Here is a 22028-nt window from a genome sequence, read left to right on the forward strand (position 1 = left end):
CTCACCAAGACGGGCTTGCCAGCCGTACTCAGCTCAAGACACCCTGACCTGTCAGCCGCACTCGATCATGCCCGGCATCAAACGCCTGCAACGGCCCCTTCGGCACAATCGCCGTCGGGTTGATCGTGCGGTGGCTCCCATAGTAATGCCCCTTGATGTGTGCGAAATCCACCGTCTCGGCCACGCCCGGCCACTGATACATCTCCCTCAGCCAATTCGACAGGTTCGAATAATCGGCAATCCGCCGCAGATTGCATTTGAAGTGGCTGTAATACACCGCATCAAAACGAATCAGCGTGGTGAACAAGCGCACATCCGCCTCGGTCAGGTACTCGCCGGCCAAGTAGCGATGGTCGCCCAAGTGCTGCTCCAGATGGTCCAGTTCGGCAAACACATCATCAAACGCGCTTTCATAGGCTTTTTGTGAGGTGGCAAAGCCTGCGCGGTACACGCCATTGTTCACGGCCGGGTAGATCCGCTCGTTCAGCCCATCGATGGTCGGGCGCAGGGCCTCGGGGTAGAAGTCCAGGGTGTTGCCGGTCAGGCCGTTGAACGCGCTGTTGAACATGCGGATGATCTCTGCCGATTCATTGCTGACGATGCGGTTGAGCTGCTTGTCCCACAGCACCGGCACGGTGACGCGGCCGGTGTAGTCGGCGGTGTCGGCGGTATAGCGCTGGTGCATGAATTCGAAACCATCGAGCTTATCGCCGGTGGAGCCGTGGGCCTTGTCGAAGGTCCAGCCGTTTTCCAGCATCAGCCAGCTGACCACGGACACGTCGATCATGCTTTCCAGGCCCTTGAGCTTGCGCAGGATCAGGGTGCGATGGGCCCAGGGGCAGGCCAGGGACACATAGAGGTGATAACGACCGGCCTCGGCCTTGAAGCCGCCTTCGCCGCTGGGCCCCGGCTGGCCATCGGCGGTCACCCAGTGGCGGCGCTGGGCCTGTTCGCGCTGGAAAGCGCCATCTGCGCTACTTTCGTACCACTGGTCTTTCCAGTGTCCTTCGATCAGCAAACCCATGACTGGCTCCTTGGCTAATAAGCGTTGGAGCCCAGTCTAAAGGGATGAGTTCGAACTAAAAGCGCAAAGACCGGGCGGGAATGATCGATTAAATCGATTTGTCCCGTGCATCCCAGTATTGTCGGGCCAATGCGAACGCTTGTTCCCGTGGGTGGCCGAGGCCGCGCAAGGCCAGGGCCATGGTGGCGATCAGCGCCAGTTGCGGGTAGCTGTCTTCTACGTCGCCGCGCCACACGGCCTTCAGGTGATCAGGCTCCAGGGTTGCCGGCTTGACGTGGCGCTGGTCGGAGAGGGCGGGCCATTCTTCATCCCAGCTTTCGCCACCGGTGGTGCCATAGAGGTGACTGATCGTGTCGGGGTTGATCTCGACTTCGCCGCCGTCGCCCTTGACCACGATCACATGGTCGCCAAGCAGGCCGCTGGCATCGCGGTGCACGCCCTGGTAACCGGGGTGGAAAATGCTTTGCAGGCCGCAGCGCGCATTCAGCGGGTTGAGCAGGCGCGCCAGGGAGTGGATCGGCGAGCGCAGGCCCAGGGTGTTGCGCAGGTCGATCATGCGTTGCAGTTGCGGCGCCCAGTCGCCCAGCGGGATAAACGCCAGGTTGCCTTGTTCAAACGCCGTCCCGACCTGCTGCCAATTGCGGCACAGCGGGATATGCAGGGTTTCGAGCAATTGTTCGGTGTACAGCCGGCCCGCCGTGTGTGCGCCGCCGCCGTGCATGAGAATGCGCACGCCATGTTGCGCCAGGCACTTGGCGGCCAGCAGGAACCACGGCAGGTGGCGCTTCTTGCCGGCGTAGGTCGGCCAGTCGACGTCCACATTCAGTGCGGGGGCGTCCAGGCGTTCACGCACGGCTTGGGTAAAACCGGCGAGTTCTTCCGGGCTTTCTTCCTTGTGGCGCAGCAGCATCAGGAACGCGCCGAGCTGGGTGTCTTCGACTTGTTCGTCGAGCAGCATGCCCATGGCGTCGCGGGCCTCTTCGCGGGTGAGGTTGCGCGCGCCGCGCTTGCCTTTGCCCAGGATGCGCACGAACTGCGCAAACGGATGCTCGGCAGGGGTTTCAAGGGGCAGTGGGGCAAAGTCGGTCATAAGCAATTCGTCGGCCGGGGCAGGCCCGCCAGCTTGGCGGCGAGTTTGGCGGGAGTGCCGTTGAACAGTGTGTTGAGGTGCAGGCTGTTGCCCTTTTGCGGGCCGAGCTTCAAGGCGGTGTACTTGATCAGCGGGCGCGTGGCGGGGGACAGCTGGAACTCGGCATAGAACTGGCGCAGCAGCTCGAGGATCTGCCAATGGTCCGGGGTCAGCTCCAGGGCTTCGGCGGCGGCCAGGGCCTCGGCCACCTCAGGGGACCATTCGTTCAGGTCGACGAGGTAACCGTCCTTGTCCAGTTCGAGGGTACGCGGGCCTACGGTCAGGGTGTTCATAGCCAGGTGTTGACCTTGCTGTAGTCGAGCGACAGCTGCACGAAACCCGGGTAGTCCACGCTGTCGGCCCAGTCCGGCAGCGGCATGTTGCGCGCCTGCATGTCTTCCGCCAGCACGAACACCTTCACGCCCTTGGTGCGCAGGGCCGGGTCGTGCAGCCCGTAGGCGCCATCGCCGCAGAGCAGGATCGCATCCTCGGCGCCACAGATACGCAGGCAACTGGCGAGGCGGCTATCGGTAAAAGGAGAGTGAGATACCACATGTAAAGTCGACATCAGAGGGTTATCACCTGGTCGTAACGGTCAATCAGCCTGGAGATCGCTTCGCTGTCCAGCGACTGGGCATTGGCCGGCTGCGTCAGCCCGCGCTCACCCAGGCTGTGGCGGCAGGCGAACACCTCATCGATGCCGAACAGGCCCAAGGCCTGCAGATTGGCGCTGAGGTCTTTTTGCTGCACGGCCTTGGCGTCCTGGTGCGGCGCCAGTTGGAACACGCCGTCATCCATGAACAGCACGCCGATCGGCAGATCAAACGCGCCCCCGGCCAGCACGATATCCAGCGCTTCGCGCGCGCTCGGCCCGGACCAGGGCGCCTGGCGGCTGATCACTAACAAGGATTTGGACATGTCACGGCCCTCCAAAACAGATCAGGCGGTCGGCGGCCTGGGTGGCGTCGTGCAATTGCCCCAGGCCCGACAATGCCCAGGGCGCATCCAGGTTGGCCGCGCTGCGTTGATAGCGCGTGGCTTCCTCGGCATTCAGCACGCCACGACGCAAGGCGGCAGCGATGCACACCACGCCGTCGAGTTGATGCGCATTGACCAACTCGCGCCATTGGCGGGCAATGTCCTGCTCATCCTGGGGTGCAACGATGTTATTGGAGGCGCCGTAGACGCCGTCCTGATAGAAAAACAGCCGCACAATCTCATGCCCGCCGGCCAACGCTGCCTGTGCAAACAGCAGGGCGCGGCGCGAGGAGGGCGCGTGGGGGGCGGAAAACACTGCAATCGCAAACTTCATGGAACACTCTGCAAGCAAACGTGGGGCAATGATAAAGCCGCTGCCACGAAAAAGCCCGCCATGATCAAAACGGTCACCCTCGATGATCGTTCTGACGATTGCCGGTAGGCGCCAGGCTGCCTAGTCTGTGGGAATTCGAAACCCAAATGGAGTCTCCATGTCAGGTCCCTTGGCGTCCCTCAAAGTACTGGATTTTTCCACCTTGCTGCCCGGCCCGTTTGCTTCCTTGATGCTGGCGGACATGGGCGCCGAGGTACTGCGCATCGAATCTCCCACGCGCACGGACCTGCTGCGGGTGCTGCCGCCCCATGACCGGGGGACTTCGGCCAGCCATGCCTACCTCAATCGCAACAAACGCAGCCTGGCGCTGGATTTGAAACAGCCCGAAGGGCTGGAGATCGTGCGCGAACTGGTCAAGGACTACGACATTGTCCTCGAACAATTCCGCCCCGGCGTGATGGAGCGCCTGGGCCTGGGCTATGAGGCGCTGAAGGCGATCAACCCGCGGCTGATTTATGTGTCGATCACCGGTTACGGCCAGACCGGGCCCTATAAGGACCGCGCCGGGCATGACATCAACTACCTGGCGCTGGCCGGGGTCGCCAGCTACACCGGGCGCCGGGACAGCGGGCCACTGCCCTTGGGCGTGCAGTTGGCGGACGTGGGCGGCGGTTCGCTGCATGCGGTAGTGGGGCTGCTGGCGGCCGTTATCGCCCGGCAGCAGAGCGGGGTCGGCCAATACCTGGATGTGAGCATGACCGATTGCTCGTTCAGCCTGAATGCCATGGCCGGCGCGGGTTACCTGGCGTGTGGTGTAGAGCCTGAGCGGGAGAGCCATGTGCTCAATGGCGGAAGTTTCTACGATTACTACCGCTCGCGAGATGGGCGCTGGATGTCGGTCGGCAGCCTGGAACCGGCTTTCATGCAGCAGTTGTGTGAAGCGTTGGGCCGCCCGGAGTTGGCCGCGCAGGGCTTGAAGCCTGAGCAGCAGCCGGCGCTTAGGCAGGCCTTGCAGGTGGAGTTCGAGAAGCGCAGTTTCGAGCAGTTGTGCGAGCTGTTTGCCGGGGCGGATGCCTGCGTGGAGCCGGTGCTGACGCTCAGCGAAGCCGTGGCCCATCCGCAGTTGAAGGCGCGGGCGCTGGTCAGCCAGGTGCCCAGGGGCGATGGCTCGAGCCAGGCGCAGATAGCCTGCCCGTTGAAGTTTTCGGAAGGGTTGCCAGCGCCCCGGCACATTGGCGTCGCCGTGGGCGCGCACAGTGATGAAGTGTTGGCGGAGCTGGGCTTGAGCCCGCAGCGCATCAGCGAGCTGCGCAGCTCCAAGGTGATTATGTAGTGGCTGGGTGGAGGCTTGCTCTCGATGAGGCCTTTATTCCACCCTGGTTTCGCCGGTAAACACCAAGGTCTGCCGACACCGCCGGCACAGATACCGCCGCCCCTGAGCCACCATGCCATGGCGTTGCGATGAAAACGGGAAGTCGCTGTCGGCACACGGGCACCGGTAGATATAACGGGTCACCTGGCGACGCTTCACGGCATAGGTGTGGCAGCGGTCCGGCGGCAGTTCGTAGACCCCACGCATGATCAGTTGCCATTCCTCACCATGGGGCTGGATGCGCTCGCCAAACAATTGGTGGGCAATCAGGTGCGCCACCTCATGGGCCACGGTCTGTTTCAGGAAGTGTTGGCTGTTTTCTCGGTACAACTGTGGGTTGAAGCGCAGCAGGTTCTCGTGCAAATGCGCGACACCGGCCTTCTGACCCCGCAGCTTGAGGCTGACCTGGGGGCGTTTGAAGCTTCGTTTGAAAAAGGATTCGGCTTGCAGGAAACAATCTTCGACGCGGGTATTGAGTTGCTCGGGCATGCTGTACATATCTCCAGAGACGTCCAGTATGCCGCAAAACCGAGTGTTTCCGAATCTGTCAGGCGCCGAATGGTCATCCATCACGCACAAAGCCACCTTGCGGTGGCCTTGCCTTTGCCATTGAACGGGTCAGTTCGTGTAGATCGGCCCCACGCCCAGGCCCCAGACGATCACGGTAAACGCCATGATCGCCACCAGCACCACCAGCCCTACGGCCAGTATCGAACTGGAAAACAGGAAGCCTTCATCCGGGTCGATGCTCATGAAGGTCGGTACGCCGACATACAGCAGGTACACCGTGTAGCAGATCGCCGCAGTGCCCACCACCATGCCCAGCCACATATGCGGGTAGAGCGCCGCCAGCCCGCCGATGAACAGAGGTGTCGCGGTATAGGTGGCAAACGCCACGCACCGCGCCATGCTGGGGTTGGCGTCGTAGGTGCGGGCCATCCAGTGAATGAACGCGCCCATCACTGCCACGCCGCCGAGCATGGCCGCGTAGGACATGAGGGTCATCCACAGCGCACTTTCCTGGGTCAACATGACCGGGGAGCGGTTGCCGATGACCCAGCCGACCTGGGTGGTACCGATAAAAGCCGATACGGCGGGGATCGCCGCGAGAATCAGGGTGTGAGTGAGGTACATGTGGCCGATGCTTTCTTCTTTATCGCCACGAATTTCCCGCCATTCCTGGTCGGGATGGGTAAACAGCCCCACGACGTGATGGATCATGCCAGTCACTCCTGTCGTTATTACCATCGCCCCCCATCGGAGCGCCCACGGGCCAGATGGCCACAAAGGTCTGGATATATGTGTGCGACCTCAAGTCGCAGTATAGGAAGGGATGACCGGAATAACCGTAGGGCCTTTAGAGCAAATTGCGCTGTAAACAGGGGGCCTAATCGCGGCGGGGTCTTTTACTGTTAGCCCTTTAGCTGTTTTTTTTGCGTAAAATACCCGGCTTTTCGTCACACACCTCCAGCGGATCCAAGCGCCATGGGCACTCTTACGGTCAACCAGAACAAACTGCAAAAACGCCTGCGCCGCCTGGCCGGTGAGGCAGTCGCCGATTTCAACATGATCGAGGACGGCGACAAGGTCATGGTCTGCCTCTCCGGCGGCAAAGACAGCTACACCATGCTCGACGTGCTGCTGCACCTGCAAAAGGTCGCACCGATCAAGTTCGACATCGTTGCGGTCAATATGGACCAGAAACAACCGGGCTTCCCCGAGCACGTGCTGCCGGCCTACCTCAAGGCGCTGGGCGTCGAGTACCACATCGTCGAAAAAGACACCTATTCGGTGGTCAAGGAACTGATCCCTGAAGGCAAGACCACCTGCTCGCTGTGCTCGCGCCTGCGCCGTGGCACGCTCTACACCTTTGCCGATGAGATCGGTGCGACCAAGATGGCCCTGGGTCACCACCGCGACGATATTGTCGAGACCTTCTTCCTCAATATGTTCTTCAACGGTTCGCTCAAGGCCATGCCGCCCAAGCTGCGTGCCGATGACGGGCGCAACGTGGTGATCCGCCCGCTGGCGTATTGCAACGAGAAGGACATCCAGGCCTACTCCGACTTCAAGCAATTCCCGATCATCCCGTGCAACCTGTGCGGCTCCCAGGAAAACCTGCAGCGCCAGGTGGTCAAGGACATGCTGGTGGATTGGGAGCGCAAGACCCCCGGGCGTACCGAAAGTATCTTCCGCAGCCTGCAGAACGTGCAGCCTTCGCAATTGGCCGACCGCAACCTGTTCGACTTCACCAGCCTGAAAATCGATGAGAGCGCCGCGCCGCGTTTCGTCAATGTTGTGAACCTCTGAGCTCATTCAACGCTCTGACACACGGCGCTCGCGGGCGCCGTTTTCAATTCCATTGCCAGCATTCAACAGCAGGAGAGGGCATGCGCGATTACAAGTGGCTGCACGAATATTGTCTGAACCGCTTCGGTTCAGCGGCCGAGCTGGACGCCCACCTGCCGGTGCCCAAGACCCCGGCGCAGTTACGCAAGATCAGTGATGATCGCTACCTGTCGACCTTGGCGCTGCGCGTGTTTCGCGCCGGCTTGAAGCACAGCGTGGTGGATGCCAAGTGGCCGGCGTTCGAGCAGGTGTTCTTCGGCTTCGACCCGGAAAAAGTCGTGCTGATGGGTGCCGAGCACCTAGAGCGGCTGATGCAGGACACGCGCATCATCCGTCACCTGGGCAAGCTCAAGAGCGTGCCGCGCAATGCGCAGATGATCCTGGACATCGAGCAGGAAAAAGGCAGCTTCGGCGCATTTATCGCCGACTGGCCGGTGACCGATATCGTCGGGTTATGGAAATACCTGAGCAAGCACGGTCATCAACTGGGCGGGCTGTCGGCCCCGCGCTTTTTGCGGATGGTGGGCAAGGATACCTTTGTGCCGAGCGATGACGTGGTCGCGGCATTGAATGCGCAGAAGATTGTCGACAAGGCACCCACCAGCCTGCGCGACCTGGCCACGGTGCAGGCTGCGTTCAACCAGTGGCATGCCGAGAGCGGGCGGCCGATGTGCCAGCTGTCGATGATGCTGGCCTATACGGTGAATCACTGACCGGCTTCTAGGGTGTGGCCAACCGGCGGTTCAACTGGTGCCGCCAGCGCACATACAGCAGCGCCGTGCAAAACACCGCCAGGCTGGCCAGCATCTCCAGCACCCCGAACCACTGCCGGTTCGGGTCATACGCCGCCAGCGCGCCCTTGATGAAATACAGGTTCACCGCAAAGCACATCCACGAATGCCCGCGCGCGCTGCCGATGATCATCCCCGGCGCCAGCACCAGCAGCGGCACCAGTTCGATCAGCAGAATCACCCACGGGCGTGCGCCGTGCAGGTCGGCGACGAACAGGTAGTACCCGCACAACAAACCCACCAGGGCGAAAAACGCCAGCAGGCTTAACGCGCGTACCGCCTTGACCCGTGGCTCCAGCCACGCCTGCGGCGGCAGAACCTTAGGCTTCCTGGCCACGGCCGTTCTCCAGCAACGTGGCGGTCTTGGCCAGGCGCAGGCCCAGGGCCCGGCACAGGGTGATTTCATGCGGGTCGAGCAGGCGCTTGCCATCCGGCCCGGCATGGTGGCTGGCGCCATACGGCGTGCCGCCGCCCTGGGTGTCGAGCAGCGCCTGTTCGCTGTAGGGCAGGCCAGTGATCAGCATGCCGTGGTGCAGCAGCGGCAACAGCATCGACATCAGCGTGGTTTCCTGGCCGCCATGCAGGCTGGCGGTGGAGGTGAACACCCCGGCCGGCTTGCCGACCAGCGCACCGGTGAGCCACAGGTTGCTGGTGCCATCGAGGAAGTACTTGAGCGGCGCGGCCATGTTGCCGAAGCGCGTCGGGCTGCCCAGGGCCAGGCCCGAGCAGTTTTTCAAGTCATCGAGGCTGGCGTACAGCGCGCCTTCGTCCGGGATGCTCGGCGCCACGGCTTCGCATTCGGTGGAGATCGCCGGTACGGTGCGCAGTCGCGCTTCCATGCCGCCTTGCTCGATGCCCCGGGCAATCTGCCGAGCCATTTCGCTCACCGAGCCATTGCGGCTGTAATACAACACCAGCACATACGGCGACGTCACGGCAGGATCTCCAGCACGTTCTCTGGCGGACGGCCAATGATGGCTTTATCGGCGGTTTCCAGGATCGGGCGTTCCATCAGCTTGGGATGTTCGGCGATCGCGGCGATCAACTGCGCTTCGCTGAGGCTGGCGTCGGCCAGGTTGAGGGCCTTGTATTCGTCTTCGCCGGTGCGCAGCAGTTGGCGGGCGCTGATGCCCAGCTTGGCCAGCAGTGTCTTCAATTGTGCGCTATTCAGCGGGGTTTCCAGGTAACGCACCACGGTGGGGGCGAGGCCTCGGGCTTCCAGCAGTTCGAGCGCACCGCGGGATTTCGAGCAGCGCGGGTTGTGATAAAGCGTCAGATCGGTCATGTGCGGGTCGCATCTTGCGTAAGGTGGCGGGTATTCTACCTGCGCGGCGTCCTGTCCTTAAACCGTAAGAGGCGATGGGTCGCAGCCAACGTTCATTTTTGCGAAGGAATACCCCATGACAAGGCGACTGATCGGTGCATTGGCGATCATCACAACCCTGCTGCTCAGCGGCTGCGGCAATGACTACGGCGTTGACCAGTACGGCCAGAAGGTCGCGGCCGAGCGCCTGGACAAACAGTGGCTGGTGGTCAACTACTGGGCGGAATGGTGTGGCCCATGCCGTACGGAAATCCCCGAACTCAACGCCCTGGCGGAACAGTTGAAGGGGCAGGGCGTGGGGGTGTTCGGGGTCAACTTCGACAATGTGCAGGGTGCAGAGCTGAAGGAAGCCAGCGACAAACTGGGGATCAAGTTCACCGTGCTGGCGCAGAACCCGGATGGGATCTTCGAGATTCCGCGCAGCGAAGCGTTGCCGGTGACCTATATCATCGATGACAAGGGCAAGGTGCGCGAGCAGTTGATGGGTGAGCAGACGGCGGAAGGGGTGTTGGCCAAGCTCAAGGCTTTGCGCGGCTAGAGTATTGTCCTCGATCAAATGTGGGAGGGGGCTTGCCCCCGATAGCAGTGTGTCAGTCAATACATCAGTGACTGTTACACCGTCATCGGGGGCAAGCCCCCTCCCACATTTAAATCTCACCAACCTGTAGATCGGTGGAGTCAGCCCTCTTCGAGCCACAGGCGAATCGGCTTGCCTTCGGCCGGCCAGAAGCGGGTCTGCTCGATCGGCGAGATGTCCCAGCGCTGTACGCCTTGCAGGGCCTGGAAGAAGCGCTGTTCCTGTTCCATCAGGGCCTCGGCGCAGAGCTTGCGGGTGCTGCCGAGCTTGCCGAAGCTGAGTCTGTCGCCCTCAAGGGTGTACGGCGCGAACCAGTGGTTGCAACCGCCGTTGCCGTAGGCACGCCCATCGGCGCCGAGGGTGACGGTCAGGTGTGCGTAATCCATCAACGGCCGCTCACCAATCCACTCCACCACGTAGCTGTGATCCTGCTTGAGCTTGGCCGCGTCACCGGCGCAGCCACTCAGGGCCGCACCGACGGCGGCGAGCAGAAGCAGGCCTTTCATTGCCCGGCCTTCTGGCATGTCGGGCAACGGTGCTTGTCGCCTTCGCTGGTCCAGCCCAACTCGGCAATGCGCGCGTTGGCGGCCGGTTGCAGCGGCTCCTTGGTCAGCTTGGTTTCCACCGCGAATTCAAACTCCAGCACGGTGTCGCAGCTGTCGCAGTTGACCTTCCAGGTGTGAATCTCCAGCTCGCCGAACTTCGGCCCGCGGGCCATGGCGACCCACTGGCCGGCAGGGCGGATGGAGTAGCGCGCGTCACCTTCGACGGTAAGGCGCATGGACAAGGTTTTACTGCCGCGCAGGGTGACGATCAGCACGTCATCATGCTTGATCGAGCCACCGTTGCCGGTGACCTGGTAACGGCCCGGCACCAGGGCGCGGCATTCGATCAGGGTGTGTTGCGGGCTCAGCAAGCTGAAGCGGAAATCGTGTTCGGCCATGGATCCTCCAAATAGGCGCGGCATCCTATCACGGGTGCCTGCTGATCATGAGCCTGGTATGTGACCGCTGATCATCCTTCGACGAGGTTCTGCGCCCGGCCATCGGCCCATGCCGCAATATTGGCCAATGTGGTGCCGGCAATCGCCGCCAGGGCTTCGCGGGTGAGGAACGCCTGGTGTGCGGTGACGATCACGTTGGGGAAGGTCAGCAGGCGCGCGAGCACGTCGTCCTGCAAGGGCAGGTCGGAGCGGTCCTCGAAAAACAGCTGGGCTTCCTCCTCGTACACATCCAGCCCCAGGTAGCCGAGCTGGCCGTCCTTGAGTGCTTCGATCAGCGCCGGCGTGTCGACCAGGCCACCGCGACCGGTGTTGATCAGCATGGCGCCGGGTTGCATCCGCGCCAGGGAGTGCGCATTGATCAGGTGCTTGCTGTCGGCGGTCAGCGGGCAGTGCAGGCTGATGATCTGGGCCTGGGCCAAGAGCTCCGGCAGGCTCACATAGTCAGCGCCGAGGGCCTGGACCTGGGGGTTGGGGAACGGGTCGTAGGCGAGCAGCCGGCAACCGAAGCCCGCCATGATCCTGGCGAACGTGGCGCCGATCTGGCCGGTGCCGACCACGCCGACGGTCTTGCCCACCAGGTCGAAGCCGGTGAGGCCATGCAGGCTGAAATCGCCGTCGCGGGTGCGGTTGTAGGCGCGATGCAGGCGGCGGTTGAGGGCGAGGATCAGGGCCACCGCGTGTTCGGCGATCGCATGGGGCGAATAGGCCGGGACGCGCACGATGGTCAGGCCCAGGCGTTTGGCGGCAGGCAGGTCCACATGGTTGTAGCCGGCCGAACGCAACGCGATCAACCGCGTGCCGCCCTTGGCCAGCTGTTCCAGCACCGGGGCACTGAGGTCGTCGTTGATAAAGGCGCAGACCACCTCGTGGTGTTCGGCCAGGGCGACGGTGTCGAGGTTGAGCCGGGCGGGTTGGAATTGCAGTTCCAGGCCGTGCGGCAAGGGCTCGCCGAGGAAACTGTCGCGGTCGTAGGTCTGGCTGCTGAAAAGAATCACGCGCATCAAAGGCTTCCTTTTTGATGAATTCAGGCGCTGACCCGCGCTTCACTGGCCAGCCGTGCAATGGCCATGTCCAGCTCGTCCAGCGCGGTCACGGCCTTGGCGTCGTCCTGCTTGAGCAGGGTTTCGGCGCGCTGGCAGGCGGCGCGCAGTTGCGGCACGCCACAGTAGCGGGTGGCGCCGTGCAGACGGTGGACGCGTTCGATCAGGGCCAGGTTGTCCTTGGCCTCACGGGCGACGTGAATGGCCTGGCGGTCGGCTTCCAGGGAGGCCAGCAGCATGGCCAGCATGTCGGCCGCCAGGTCCATCTTGCCGGCGGCCAGGCGCAGGCCTTCCTCGTGGTCCAGCACCGGCAATTGCACCCCGGGGCCCAGGCCTTCGACGGCGCGCTCCGGCACCTGGTTGCGCAGGGCCAGGCCGGTCCATTTCAGCACTACCTGGGCCAGTTGCCGTTCGCTGATGGGTTTGGTCAGGTAATCGTCCATACCGCTTTGCAGCAAGGCGCGCTTCTCGTTGGCCATGGCATGGGCGGTGAGGGCGACCACCGGCAAGGGCGTGCCATGGCGCTCGCTTTCCCACTGGCGGATCGCCTCGGTGCTCTGACGTCCGTCCATGCCCGGCATCTGCACGTCCATCAGCACCAGGTCGAAGGTGTCCTGTTTCACCGCGTCGACCGCCGCGTAGCCGCTTTCCACTGCACGGACCTGCGCGCCCATGTCTTCCAGCAGGGTCTGCACCAACAGCAGGTTTGCCGGGTTGTCGTCGACACACAGCACACGCGGCGCACGGCTGGACAACGGCTCGCCCGGTTCACTGCGGGACGGCCGCGGGCTGATCAGGTCGGACAGCGCACGGCGCAGCTTGCGGGTACACGCCGGCTTGGCCTGCAACTGGCTGTTGGGGTTGGGTACCGACTCGTTGAACAGCATCTGTTCGGTGGTGGGGCACAGCACCAGCACCTTGCAACCCAGGTGTTCGAGGTCCCACAGGTGCTGGTTGAGGCGCTCGGGCGGAATATCGTTGGCGGTCACGCCGAGTACCGCGAGGTCGATAGCCTGCTCGGTCTGGTGAGCGCTGGTGATGCCGTTGGTCAGGCTTTCCAGGGTATTGAACGGCGTTACTTCCAGGCCGCAGTCTTCCAATTGGTGCTGCAGGGCCTGGCGCGCCAGGTCGTGGTTTTCCAGTACCGCCACGCGATGGCCCAGCAACGGCGCGCAGGGCAGGTCTTCGACGTCGTCGCGGGTCTTGGGCAGGTTCAGGCTGATCCAGAATTCAGAACCTTCGCCCGGCGTGCTGTCGACGCCGATTTCACCGCCCATTTGTTCGATCAGGCGCTTGGAAATCACCAGGCCCAGCCCCGTGCCGCCGGGCTGGCGCGACAGTGAATTGTCGGCCTGGCTGAACGCCTGGAACAACGCCCGCACGTCCTGGCTGGACAGGCCGATGCCGGTGTCCTGCACGCTGATGCGCAGTTGCACGCTGTCTTCCTGCTCGTCCTCGATCATCGCCCGGGCCACGATGGTGCCTTCGCGGGTGAACTTGATCGCATTGCTGATCAGGTTGGTGAGGATCTGCTTGAGCCGCAGCGGGTCGCCCACCAGCGCCAGCGGCGTGTCGCGGTACACCAGGCTGACCAGTTCCAGTTGCTTGGCATGGGCGGCGGGAGCGAGGATGGTGAGGGTGTCTTGCAGCAGATCCCGCAGGTTGAACGGGATACTGTCGAGCACCAGCTTGCCGGCCTCGATCTTCGAGAAATCGAGGATTTCGTTGATGATGCCCAGCAGGTTGTCGGCGGATTTTTCGATGGTGCCCAGGTAGTCCAACTGGCGCGGGGTCAGCTCGCTTTTTTGCAGCAGGTGGGTAAAGCCGAGTATGCCGTTGAGCGGCGTGCGGATTTCATGGCTCATGTTCGCCAGGAACTCGGACTTGATGCGGCTGGCCTCCAGGGCCTCCTTGCGCGCCAGGTCCAGCTCGATGTTCTGGATCTCGATGGTTTCCAGGTTCTGGCGCACGTCTTCGGTGGCCTGGTCGATGCTGTGCTGCAATTCTTCCCGGGCATTTTGCAGGGTTTCGGCCATGCGGTTGATGCCCGATGCGAGTTGATCCAGCTCCTGGCTGCCCAAGGGTGGCAGGCGGGTTTCCAGGTTGCCGTCCTTGAGTTGGGCCACCGCTTGCTTGATCAGGCCAATCGGCGCGTTGATCGTACGGCTGATGCGCAAGGCCAGGGCCGCAGTGCAGATCAGGCCGATGGCAATCAGCAGCAGGCTGGCGAACAGGCTGCGATAGCCGCGCAGCAACATGCCGTTGTGGGACAACTCCACCTCGACCCAGCCGAGCAGGCGATCGGCTTCATCGGGGATCAAATCGCCCGCCAGGTTGCGATGGCGACCAAACACCGGCAGCAGGTAGCGCGTGGCGTCGTTGCCGGTGCGTTGCAGCAGGTGGGAGCTGTTGCCGACCGGCGGCTGGTTGAGCATGGTCGGGCCGGCGTGGGCCAGGGGCGTGCGGTCCGGCGCCAGGAATGCCACGGTGCGCACGTCCGTCTGTTCCAGGGATTGGGTGGCGATACGCTCCAGCAGGTCGGTATTCCTGCTGCCCATGGCGGGGGCCACCAGGGGCGCCAGCTGCTCGGCGATCATTTCGCCGCGTTGCAGCAGTTGGGCCTGCAACTCCGAGAGCTGCATCCAGGTGAAGTACCCTCCCAACAACAGGGCCATCAGGCTGGTCGGTAATAAGGTCAGCAACAGTACGCGGCCTTTTATCCCCATTCGTTTAAGCACGCCACTCTCCTGCTACCACACTGATATCAATCTTCCGCGCCGGCATCCGGCCCGCGCCACCTGCGCAGTGTAGCCATTTGCGCGGCCTGGAATCTTGCAAATTAATGACAGAGGGCAATCTTCGGGCCGTTGGACGCCGTGTGGCGATTGCCTGCGGCGGGGTTATCTTGAATAATCAGTGATTGAGAATGACTTGCAGACGCTAATGAATCCCGCGGCAGTTGGCCTACCCCGTATCCTCACAATTGAAGATGACCCCGTGCTGGGTGCCTATGTGCACGAGCATTTGGGGCGCTGTGGCTTCCAGGTCACCTGGTGCCAGAACGGTCAGCAGGGCCTGGAGATGGCGCGCGACCAGGCATTCGACGTGGTGTTGATGGATATTCTGCTGCCGGGCCTGGATGGCTTGTCGATCCTCACCCATTTGCGCCGGAGCCATTCGATTCCGGTGATCCTGATGTCGGCCCTGGGCGCTGAAACCGATCGCGTCAGCGGTTTTCGCCTGGGGGCCGATGATTACCTGCCCAAGCCCTTCAGCATGGTTGAGCTGCGCGTGCGTATCGAAGCCATCCTGCGGCGGGTGGCCCTGGATCGGCGCCCGTTGCCGACGCTTGCGCCCGTGCGCGAGGACACCCGCACGCTGCGTTTCGATGATGAGCTGTGCGATGTTTTTCATCAGGAGCGCTGGGCGGGCCTGACCCGTAGCGAATACCGCCTGCTGGAAACCCTGCATCGCAACGCTGAAGAAGTCCTCAGCAAAGCCTTCCTCTACCAGCACGTGTTGCAACGGGGTTATGCGCCCCATGATCGCAGCCTCGACATGCATATCAGCCAGATCCGCCGCAAGCTCAAGGCCATCGGCTACACCGAGCGTGAGGTGCGCACGGTGTGGGGCAAGGGCTATGTGCTGAGCGGTCACGACGATGGGCTTTGAGGCATCGCTGAAACGGCTGCCGGGCAGGCACTCGTTATTCTGGAAGCTCGCCTGCCTGCTGATCGCCTTCTGTTTGCTGATGATCTGGCTCAGTTGGTCCTGGGGTCGGTACATGGAGCAAAAGAACGCCTACCTGTCCGATGAGGCCAGGAGCACCTTGAGTGGTTATGCGGCAGGCGCCGAGCAGGCCTGGAACCAGGGCGGCAATGCCGGCGTCGATGCGTGGCTGCAGGCAATGGGCAAGCGCGAAAGCACGTGGGTCGGGGTGATCGGCAATGACTTGCAGTCGTTGAGCAGCTACCCGCTGACCGATACGGAAAGCCAGCGCCTGACCTTCCTGCGGGGCCTGGACTGGCCGGTCAGCCGCCACGTCAAGGGGTTGCCGTGGTTGAAGATCCCGTTTGCGGTGGATCCGGGCGCCGGTTCGCTGGTGATTGAACTGCCGCAGCGCTTTATGCCGGGGCGCTACCAACTGTTCTGGCGGGTGCTGACCAACGGCGTGATTCCCGGCCTCTTTACCTTGTTGCTGTGCATCGGCCTCTATCGGTTGCTGATCATGCCCCTCAATCAACTGCGCGAGCAGGCCAACGCATGGCGTGCCGATCAGTTGAATACGCGGATGTCCCACGACGCCACCAGCCGCCAGGACGAATTGGGCGAGCTGGGGCGCGCGTTTGATCATATGTCCGAGCGCTTGCAGGGTACGGTGATGCTGCAACAGCAGCTGTTAAGGGACATGTCTCATGAACTGCGCACGCCCTTGAGCCGTTTGCGGGTGGCCTGTGACAGTGAGCAGGATCTTGCGCGCCTGCGTGAGCGGCTGGGGCGGGAGATCGACGCCATGCAGCGCCTGGTGGAAGACAGTCTGCAACTGGCCTGGCTGGATACCGAGCGGGCGCCGCTGCCCAAAGAAGATATTCAGGTGCAGGCGCTGTGGGACATGCTGCGCGAGAACGCGTGCTTTGAAAGCGGTTGGCCGGCATCGCGGCTGCCCTGCCTTCTGGGCGCCGACAGTTGGGTGCGGGGCAACCTGAATGCCCTGGCCCAGGCCCTGGAGAATATCCTGCGCAACGCCATACGCCATTCCCCGGCGCAGGGGATCGTGTGCCTGGATGGATGCCGCGAGGGGGAGTATTGGCACCTTTGGTTGGAAGACCAGGGCGGGGGAATCGATGAGCAGGATCTGGAGCGAATCTTTGCGCCGTTTACGCGGCTGGACGGTTCGAGGCCCGGCGATGGTGGCTTCGGGCTGGGCCTGAGCATCGCGCGCAATGCCGTGCAACGCCAGGACGGCAGCCTGTGGGCGGAAAATACCGGCCAGGGCCTGCGTGTGCACCTGCGGTTGCCGGCGCGATAGGTCTCAGCCTCGGCGCTGCTTGCGCTTTTTCCATTGGTGCGCGACCCACCAGCGCCAGTACCCCATGGTCAGGCAGTAGGCCAGTGCGCCCAGCACCAGCCCCAACACCACCGAACCCAGCAGGAAGGGCTGCCACAGCGTGCTCAACTGGCCGCTGATCCATTCCCAGGTCAGGTCGTCGGGCAGGCTGCGCGGTGGCACATTCATCAGCCAGGCGCCGGTCATGTAGGTGCAGATGAACACCACCGGCATGGTGATCGGGTTGGTCAGCCATACCAGGCTGATGGCGATGGGCATATTGCCGCGCACGGTGATCGCCAGCACTGCCGCCAGCAGCATCTGCAACGGGATCGGGATAAACGCCGCGAACAAACCCACGGCCATGGCGCGTGCCACGGAGTGCCGGTTCAGGTGCCAGAGGTTCGGGTCGTGCAGCAACGTGCCAAGAAACTGTAATGACTTGTGTTCCCTGATACTGGTGGGGTCGGGCATGTACCGTTTGAATAAGCGCCGAGGCATAGGGGGTCCAGGTCAGTTCGAGGGGCAAGTATGCCCGCATTCTATAAACAGAAAATTCAGACTTTGTGACAAAACATCATAGGACACGCTGGGCCCTCGTCTAAGACTGAGTGGATCACTTGAAAAGGAGGGTTCATGAAGACAGGGATGTTCGCGCTCGCGCTGGGGTTGCTTGCCTTGCGTTTTTTACCGGCGTTGCCGTCGACGGGGTGGCTGATAGCCATGTTGGTGCTGGCATTGATGCTATTGCCCTTTCGTACGTCGCCACTGGCATTTTTCCTGCTGGGCTTGAGCTGGGCCTGCATCAGTGCGCAGTGGGCGCTGGATGATCGACTACGGCCGGTGCTGGATGGCCAGACGCGATGGCTGGAAGGCCGTGTAACCGGGTTACCGCAGCAGACAGGGACGGGCGTGCGTTTTGAGCTGGCCGACAGCCAGGCGCGCAACGCCCGGTTGCCCAAGCGCATCCGGGTGTTTTGGCACGGCGGGCCGCCGGTACGCAGTGGCGAGCGCTGGCGTCTGGCCGTGACGCTGAAACGGCCTGCCGGGCTGCTCAATTTTCACGGTTTCGATCAGGAGGCCTGGCTGCTGGCCCAGCGCATTGGCGCCACCGGCTCGGTGAAGGATGGTGAGCGCCTGGCGCCGGCGCGTCATGCCTGGCGTGACACGGTCCGCCAACGCCTGATGGCGGTGGACGCCCAAGGCCGCGAGGCGGGCCTGGCGGCTTTGGTGCTGGGGGATGGCTCCGGGCTGGCGGCCGAAGACTGGCAGGTGTTGCAGGACACTGGCACGGTGCACCTGCTGGTGATTTCCGGCCAGCACATTGGCTTGCTGGCGGGGTTGATCTACGGCTTTGTCGCGCTACTTGCACGCTACGGCTGCTGGCCCCGTACCTGGCCGTGGCTGCCTTGGGCGTGCGGCCTGGCGTTTGCCGCCGCGCTGGGGTACGGCCTGCTGGCAGGGTTTGGCGTGCCGGTGCAACGGGCCTGCGTCATGGTGGGGCTGGTGTTGTTGTGGCGCCTGCGCTTTCGTCATCTGGGCTTCTGGTGGCCGTTGTTGCTGGCACTCAATGGCGTGCTGATCCTGGAGCCACTGGCCAGCCTGCAACCCGGATTCTGGCTGTCCTTCATGGCTGTCGCGGTGCTGGTCCTGGGATTTGGTGGGCGGTTGGGGCCGTGGAGTGTCTGGCAGGCATGGACACGTCCCCAGTGCTTGATTGCCGTTGGTCTGTTTCCTGTGTTGCTGGTGCTCGGCTTGCCCGTCAGCGTCAGTGCGCCGCTGGCCAACCTGGTTGCCGTGCCGTGGATCAGCCTGGTGGTGTTGCCCCTGGCCTTGCTGGGGAGCGCATTGTTGCCGCTGCCGTATGCGGGTGAGGGCTTGTTGTGGCTGGCGGGTGGGGCGCTTGACGGGTTGTTCCGGGGCTTGGCATGGCTCGCTGGGCTAATGCCTGCCTGGATACCGGCCGAGGTGCCCCTGGGTTACTGGCTGATCAGCCTGGTCGGCGCGGTGCTGTTACTGCTGCCCAGCGGCGTGCCGTTTCGGCCCCTGGGCTTGCCGCTGCTGTTGTTGGCCGTGTTTCCACCCCGCGAGCTCGTGCCCCATGGGCGGGTGGAGGTGGTGCAACTGGATGTCGGGCAAGGTCAGGCCTTGATCCTGCGTACCCGCCATCACACGTTGCTCTACGATGCCGGCCCGCGTTCGGGGACGGTTGACCTTGGTGCCCGTGTGGTAGTGCCTGCGTTGAAAAAACTCGGCGTCGGGACGCTGGATATGATGCTGCTGAGCCACGCCGACGCCGATCATGCCGGTGGGGCGTCGGCTGTGGCCCGAGGGTTGCCGATCCGGCGTGTCGTGGGCGGTGAAACCGAGGGGTTGCCCGGGTTTCTCGCCACCCAGCCCTGTGTCAGCGGCGAACGGTGGGAGTGGGACGGTGTGGCATTCGAGCTGTGGCAGTGGCCTGATGCGATTGATGGCAATCCCAAGTCCTGTGTTCTGCAGGTCCAGGCCAATGGTGAGCGGCTGCTGCTCACGGGGGATATTGATCGGGCTGCCGAGCGAGCATTTCTCGCGTCTTCGCTGGCCGTGCGCACCGATTGGCTGCAATCGCCTCACCATGGCAGCCGCAGTTCGTCGTCCTGGCCTTTTCTACAGCGGCTGGCGCCCACGTCGGTGCTGATTTCCCGTGGGCGTGGCAATGCGTTCGGCCATCCTCATCCGCAGGTAGTAGAGCGCTACCAGCGACTGGGCAGCCAGATATACGACAGTGCCGAGCAGGGCGCGGTGCGTGTGCAATTAGGGGCTTTCCAGCCACCGACTGTTGCGCGTAGTCAACGCCGTTTTTGGCGCGAAACGTTACCCTGAGCCGGCCATGCCAAAGGCCGGCGCCTGGGACAGACGGGTCCATGGCCGACGAACCCCGCCGCCGAACCTATATGGTAAAGTGGCGCACTTTTTCGAGGGGACATTCACTGTGTGGGAATTGGTCAAATCTGGCGGCTGGATGATGTTGCCCATCATCCTGAGCTCCATCGCCGCACTCGGCATCGTTGCCGAACGTTTGTGGACCCTGCGCGCCAGTCGCGTCACCCCCGAGCATCTGCTGGGGCAGGTCTGGAGCTGGATCAAGAACAAGCAACTGGACAAGGACAAACTCAAGGAACTGCGCGCCAACTCGCCCCTGGGTGAGATCCTCGCCGCCGGCCTGGCCAATTCCAAGCATGGTCGCGAGATCATGAAGGAGTGCATCGAAGAGGCCGCCGCCCGGGTTATCCATGAACTTGAGCGCTATATCAACGCCCTCGGCACCATCGCAGCCATGGCGCCGTTGCTCGGCTTGCTGGGGACGGTACTGGGCATGATCGATATTTTCAGCTCGTTCATGGGCTCGGGCATGACCACCAACGCGGCCGTGCTGGCCGGCGGTATCTCCAAGGCCCTGATTACCACGGCGGCGGGCCTGATGGTCGGTATTCCTTCGGTGTTCTTCCACCGTTTCCTGCAGCGGCGCATCGATGAACTGGTGGTCGGTATGGAGCAGGAAGCCATCAAGCTGGTGGAAGTGGTGCAGGGCGACCGTGATGTGGACCTGGTTGGGGGCAAAGCGTGAAATTTCGCCGCAAGCAACGGGAAAATGTCGACATCAACCTCGCGTCGTTGATCGACGTGGTGTTTATCCTGCTGCTGTTTTTTGTCGTCACCACCACCTTCACCCGGCAGACCGAACTGCGCGTCGACCTGCCGGAAGCCGTGAGTGGTTCGCCGGCCGAAGACCAGGAAGTCAAGCAACTGGACATCGCCATCAGCGCCGACGGGGCGTTTTCGGTGAATAACCAGGTGCTGGAGAAAAACGACCTCGCCAGCCTCATGGCGGCCCTGGAGAAAGAGTCCGGCGGCGATACCAAGATGCCGTTGTCCATCAGTGCCGATGGCAAGACCCAGCACCAGGCCGTGATCACGGCGATGGACGCCGCCGGCAAGCTCGGTTTCAGCCATCTGCGCATGAGCACTGTCGAGGCGGCGAGCCAACCCTGATGGCCATGTCCGATCGTTTGCTCAAGGCCTGGTACGAGGGCCATCCGGCGCTGGCGTTGTTGCGGCCACTGGAGTCTTTGTATCGCCGGGTGGTGCAGCGCAAGCGCGCGCGGTTCCTGGCGGGAGAGGGCGAGATCTATCAATCTCCGGTGCCGGTGGTGGTGGTCGGCAATATCACCGTGGGCGGCACCGGCAAGACGCCGTTGATCCTGTGGTTGATCGAACACTGCCGACGCAGTGGCCTGCGGGTGGGTGTGGTCAGTCGCGGGTATGGCGCCAAGCCGCCGCAGTTGCCATGGCGCGTCGAGGCGAGCCACAGCGCCACTGTGGCGGGCGACGAGCCTTTGCTGATCGTGCAGCGCTGCGGCGTGCCGCTGATGATCGATCCCGATCGCAGTCGTGCGGTGCAGGCCCTGCTTGCCAGCGAGACCCTCGACCTGATCCTCTCCGACGACGGGCTGCAACACTACCGCCTGGCCCGTGACCTGGAACTGGTGCTGATCGACGCCGCCCGGGGCCTGGGCAATCGCCGTTGCCTGCCGGCGGGGCCATTGCGCGAACCGGTTGAGCGTTTGCACAGTGTGGATGCATTGCTCTACAACGGTGCCGGCTCGGATCGCGACGATGGCTTTGGGTTTCGCCTGCAACCCACCGCACTGGTCAACCTGCACAGCGGCGAGCGCCAGTCGCTGGCTTACTTTCCTGAGGGGCAGCAGGTACATGCGGTTGCCGGTATCGGCAACCCGCAACGTTTCTTCAACACCCTCGAAACGCTACACTGGCAGCCGATTCCCCATGCTTTCGCCGACCATGCGCCCTACAGTGCCGAGGTCTTGAGTTTTACCCCGTCATTGCCACTGGTCATGACCGAGAAGGACGCGGTGAAGTGCCGCGCCTTTGCCCAGCCCGACTGGTGGTACCTTGCGGTGGATGCGGTGCCGTCGCCGGCGTTCGTCGCCTGGTTCGACACGCAGCTGATGCGTCTGCTGCCCGCCCGTCTTTTGCCTTAAACGCTGCTATCCAGGAAA

26 protein-coding genes are annotated in these 22028 nt (G+C 63.0%); 10 read left to right on the forward strand and 16 right to left on the reverse strand.

The annotated features are described in order from the left end of the window. Positions 1–28 precede the first annotated feature (28 nt). The 6 genes from C8K58_RS00575 to tusD all read right to left on the reverse strand — a co-directional run bounded on the left by C8K58_RS00575 (position 29) and on the right by tusD (position 3465). Positions 29–1024, reverse strand: coding sequence for a glutathione S-transferase family protein (locus C8K58_RS00575; protein WP_027606348.1), 996 nt, complete (start codon positions 1022–1024; stop codon positions 29–31). Positions 1025–1112: 88 nt separating this feature from the next. Next, positions 1113–2114 (reverse strand): glycosyl transferase family protein, encoded by a 1002-nt coding sequence (locus C8K58_RS00580; protein ID WP_108572686.1) that lies wholly within the window; start codon positions 2112–2114, stop codon positions 1113–1115. Then, positions 2111–2446 (reverse strand): TusE/DsrC/DsvC family sulfur relay protein, encoded by a 336-nt coding sequence (locus C8K58_RS00585; RefSeq protein WP_027606350.1) that lies wholly within the window; start codon positions 2444–2446, stop codon positions 2111–2113. Before C8K58_RS00585 ends, C8K58_RS00580 begins: the two co-directional genes overlap by 4 nt. Further along, positions 2443–2721, reverse strand: coding sequence for a sulfurtransferase complex subunit TusB (gene tusB / locus C8K58_RS00590; RefSeq protein WP_108572688.1), 279 nt, complete (start codon positions 2719–2721; stop codon positions 2443–2445). The genes C8K58_RS00585 and tusB overlap by 4 nt, the downstream gene beginning before the upstream one ends. Next, on the reverse strand, positions 2721–3071 hold the full coding sequence (gene tusC, locus C8K58_RS00595; protein WP_027606352.1) for a sulfurtransferase complex subunit TusC: 351 nt from the start codon (positions 3069–3071) through the stop codon (positions 2721–2723). Before tusC ends, tusB begins: the two co-directional genes overlap by 1 nt. A gap of 1 nt (position 3072) precedes the next feature. After that, the gene (gene tusD / locus C8K58_RS00600; protein ID WP_108572690.1) at positions 3073–3465 is read right to left on the reverse strand and encodes a sulfurtransferase complex subunit TusD; all 393 of its coding nucleotides are present in this window, start codon (positions 3463–3465) and stop codon (positions 3073–3075) included. Between the two features lie 157 nt (positions 3466–3622). Here tusD and C8K58_RS00605 point away from each other — a divergent pair, with 157 nt between their 5' ends. Then, positions 3623–4798: a CaiB/BaiF CoA-transferase family protein gene (locus C8K58_RS00605; protein WP_027606354.1), complete on the forward strand. Its 1176-nt coding sequence runs from the start codon at positions 3623–3625 to the stop codon at positions 4796–4798. Positions 4799–4831: 33 nt separating this feature from the next. On the opposite strand, the gene C8K58_RS00610 is transcribed toward C8K58_RS00605, so the two are convergent. Both C8K58_RS00610 and C8K58_RS00615 read right to left on the reverse strand, forming a co-directional pair. Continuing rightward, on the reverse strand, positions 4832–5326 hold the full coding sequence (locus tag C8K58_RS00610; protein WP_027606355.1) for a SprT family zinc-dependent metalloprotease: 495 nt from the start codon (positions 5324–5326) through the stop codon (positions 4832–4834). Between the two features lie 129 nt (positions 5327–5455). After that, on the reverse strand, positions 5456–6058 hold the full coding sequence (locus C8K58_RS00615) for a Yip1 family protein (protein WP_027606356.1): 603 nt from the start codon (positions 6056–6058) through the stop codon (positions 5456–5458). Positions 6059–6322: 264 nt separating this feature from the next. Between C8K58_RS00615 and ttcA the strand changes: the two genes are divergently transcribed. Beyond that, positions 6323–7147 (forward strand): tRNA 2-thiocytidine(32) synthetase TtcA, encoded by an 825-nt coding sequence (ttcA, locus tag C8K58_RS00620; protein ID WP_065948342.1) that lies wholly within the window; start codon positions 6323–6325, stop codon positions 7145–7147. 80 nt (positions 7148–7227) lie between these two features. Further along, entirely contained in the window at positions 7228–7899 is a 672-nt protein-coding gene (locus C8K58_RS00625) for a DNA-3-methyladenine glycosylase I (RefSeq protein WP_027606358.1), read from the forward strand. Between the two features lie 7 nt (positions 7900–7906). Here C8K58_RS00625 and C8K58_RS00630 read toward each other — a convergent pair whose 3' ends face one another. The 3 genes from C8K58_RS00630 to arsC are packed head-to-tail and all read right to left on the reverse strand — an operon-like array spanning position 7907 to position 9262. Further along, on the reverse strand, positions 7907–8314 hold the full coding sequence (locus C8K58_RS00630) for a DUF2069 domain-containing protein (RefSeq protein WP_092357606.1): 408 nt from the start codon (positions 8312–8314) through the stop codon (positions 7907–7909). Then, complete coding sequence (gene wrbA, locus C8K58_RS00635; RefSeq protein ID WP_092357604.1) at positions 8298–8912, reverse strand: NAD(P)H:quinone oxidoreductase; 615 nt, start codon at positions 8910–8912, stop codon at positions 8298–8300. Before wrbA ends, C8K58_RS00630 begins: the two co-directional genes overlap by 17 nt. Then, positions 8909–9262: an arsenate reductase (glutaredoxin) gene (arsC, locus tag C8K58_RS00640; protein ID WP_092357602.1), complete on the reverse strand. Its 354-nt coding sequence runs from the start codon at positions 9260–9262 to the stop codon at positions 8909–8911. Before arsC ends, wrbA begins: the two co-directional genes overlap by 4 nt. 115 nt (positions 9263–9377) lie before the next feature. Between arsC and C8K58_RS00645 the strand changes: the two genes are divergently transcribed. After that, on the forward strand, positions 9378–9839 hold the full coding sequence (locus tag C8K58_RS00645) for a TlpA disulfide reductase family protein (protein WP_032889653.1): 462 nt from the start codon (positions 9378–9380) through the stop codon (positions 9837–9839). Between the two features lie 140 nt (positions 9840–9979). Here the strand turns inward: C8K58_RS00645 and C8K58_RS00650 are convergent, their stop codons facing one another. From C8K58_RS00650 to C8K58_RS00665, 4 genes are all read right to left on the reverse strand, one after another. Next, positions 9980–10384, reverse strand: a complete 405-nt coding sequence (locus tag C8K58_RS00650; protein WP_108572692.1) for an META domain-containing protein — start codon at positions 10382–10384, stop codon at positions 9980–9982. Continuing rightward, complete coding sequence (locus C8K58_RS00655; RefSeq protein WP_098479180.1) at positions 10381–10821, reverse strand: hypothetical protein; 441 nt, start codon at positions 10819–10821, stop codon at positions 10381–10383. Before C8K58_RS00655 ends, C8K58_RS00650 begins: the two co-directional genes overlap by 4 nt. Positions 10822–10892: 71 nt before the next feature. After that, positions 10893–11882, reverse strand: a complete 990-nt coding sequence (locus C8K58_RS00660; RefSeq protein WP_092357596.1) for a 2-hydroxyacid dehydrogenase — start codon at positions 11880–11882, stop codon at positions 10893–10895. 23 nt (positions 11883–11905) lie between these two features. After that, positions 11906–14659, reverse strand: coding sequence for a response regulator (locus tag C8K58_RS00665; RefSeq protein ID WP_092357594.1), 2754 nt, complete (start codon positions 14657–14659; stop codon positions 11906–11908). Between the two features lie 205 nt (positions 14660–14864). Here C8K58_RS00665 and C8K58_RS00670 point away from each other — a divergent pair, with 205 nt between their 5' ends. Together C8K58_RS00670 and C8K58_RS00675 are read left to right on the forward strand one after the other, a co-directional pair. Beyond that, entirely contained in the window at positions 14865–15593 is a 729-nt protein-coding gene (locus tag C8K58_RS00670) for a response regulator transcription factor (protein ID WP_027607324.1), read from the forward strand. Next, positions 15583–16950: a sensor histidine kinase gene (locus tag C8K58_RS00675; RefSeq protein WP_043293730.1), complete on the forward strand. Its 1368-nt coding sequence runs from the start codon at positions 15583–15585 to the stop codon at positions 16948–16950. Before C8K58_RS00670 ends, C8K58_RS00675 begins: the two co-directional genes overlap by 11 nt. A 3-nt stretch (positions 16951–16953) precedes the next feature. Here the strand turns inward: C8K58_RS00675 and C8K58_RS00680 are convergent, their stop codons facing one another. Further along, positions 16954–17469 carry a DUF2062 domain-containing protein gene (locus C8K58_RS00680; protein ID WP_027607322.1) on the reverse strand — a complete coding sequence of 172 codons (516 nt, stop codon included), beginning with the start codon at positions 17467–17469 and terminating at the stop codon, positions 16954–16956. A gap of 135 nt (positions 17470–17604) precedes the next feature. On the opposite strand from C8K58_RS00680, the gene C8K58_RS00685 reads away from it, so the two are divergent. The 4 genes from C8K58_RS00685 (at position 17605) to lpxK (ending at position 22010) form a co-directional block, all read left to right on the forward strand. Then, entirely contained in the window at positions 17605–19830 is a 2226-nt protein-coding gene (locus C8K58_RS00685) for a ComEC/Rec2 family competence protein (protein WP_256592508.1), read from the forward strand. A gap of 109 nt (positions 19831–19939) precedes the next feature. Further along, positions 19940–20575 carry a MotA/TolQ/ExbB proton channel family protein gene (locus C8K58_RS00690; protein ID WP_027607320.1) on the forward strand — a complete coding sequence of 212 codons (636 nt, stop codon included), beginning with the start codon at positions 19940–19942 and terminating at the stop codon, positions 20573–20575. Beyond that, positions 20572–21000, forward strand: a complete 429-nt coding sequence (locus C8K58_RS00695; RefSeq protein ID WP_027607319.1) for a biopolymer transporter ExbD — start codon at positions 20572–20574, stop codon at positions 20998–21000. Before C8K58_RS00690 ends, C8K58_RS00695 begins: the two co-directional genes overlap by 4 nt. Next, complete coding sequence (gene lpxK / locus C8K58_RS00700; protein WP_074847165.1) at positions 21000–22010, forward strand: tetraacyldisaccharide 4'-kinase; 1011 nt, start codon at positions 21000–21002, stop codon at positions 22008–22010. The genes C8K58_RS00695 and lpxK overlap by 1 nt, the downstream gene beginning before the upstream one ends. The last annotated feature ends 18 nt before the right edge of the window (positions 22011–22028 follow it).

The sequence above is a fragment of the Pseudomonas sp. GV047 genome (assembly GCF_003058245.1).
Taxonomy (GTDB): domain Bacteria; phylum Pseudomonadota; class Gammaproteobacteria; order Pseudomonadales; family Pseudomonadaceae; genus Aquipseudomonas; species Aquipseudomonas marginalis.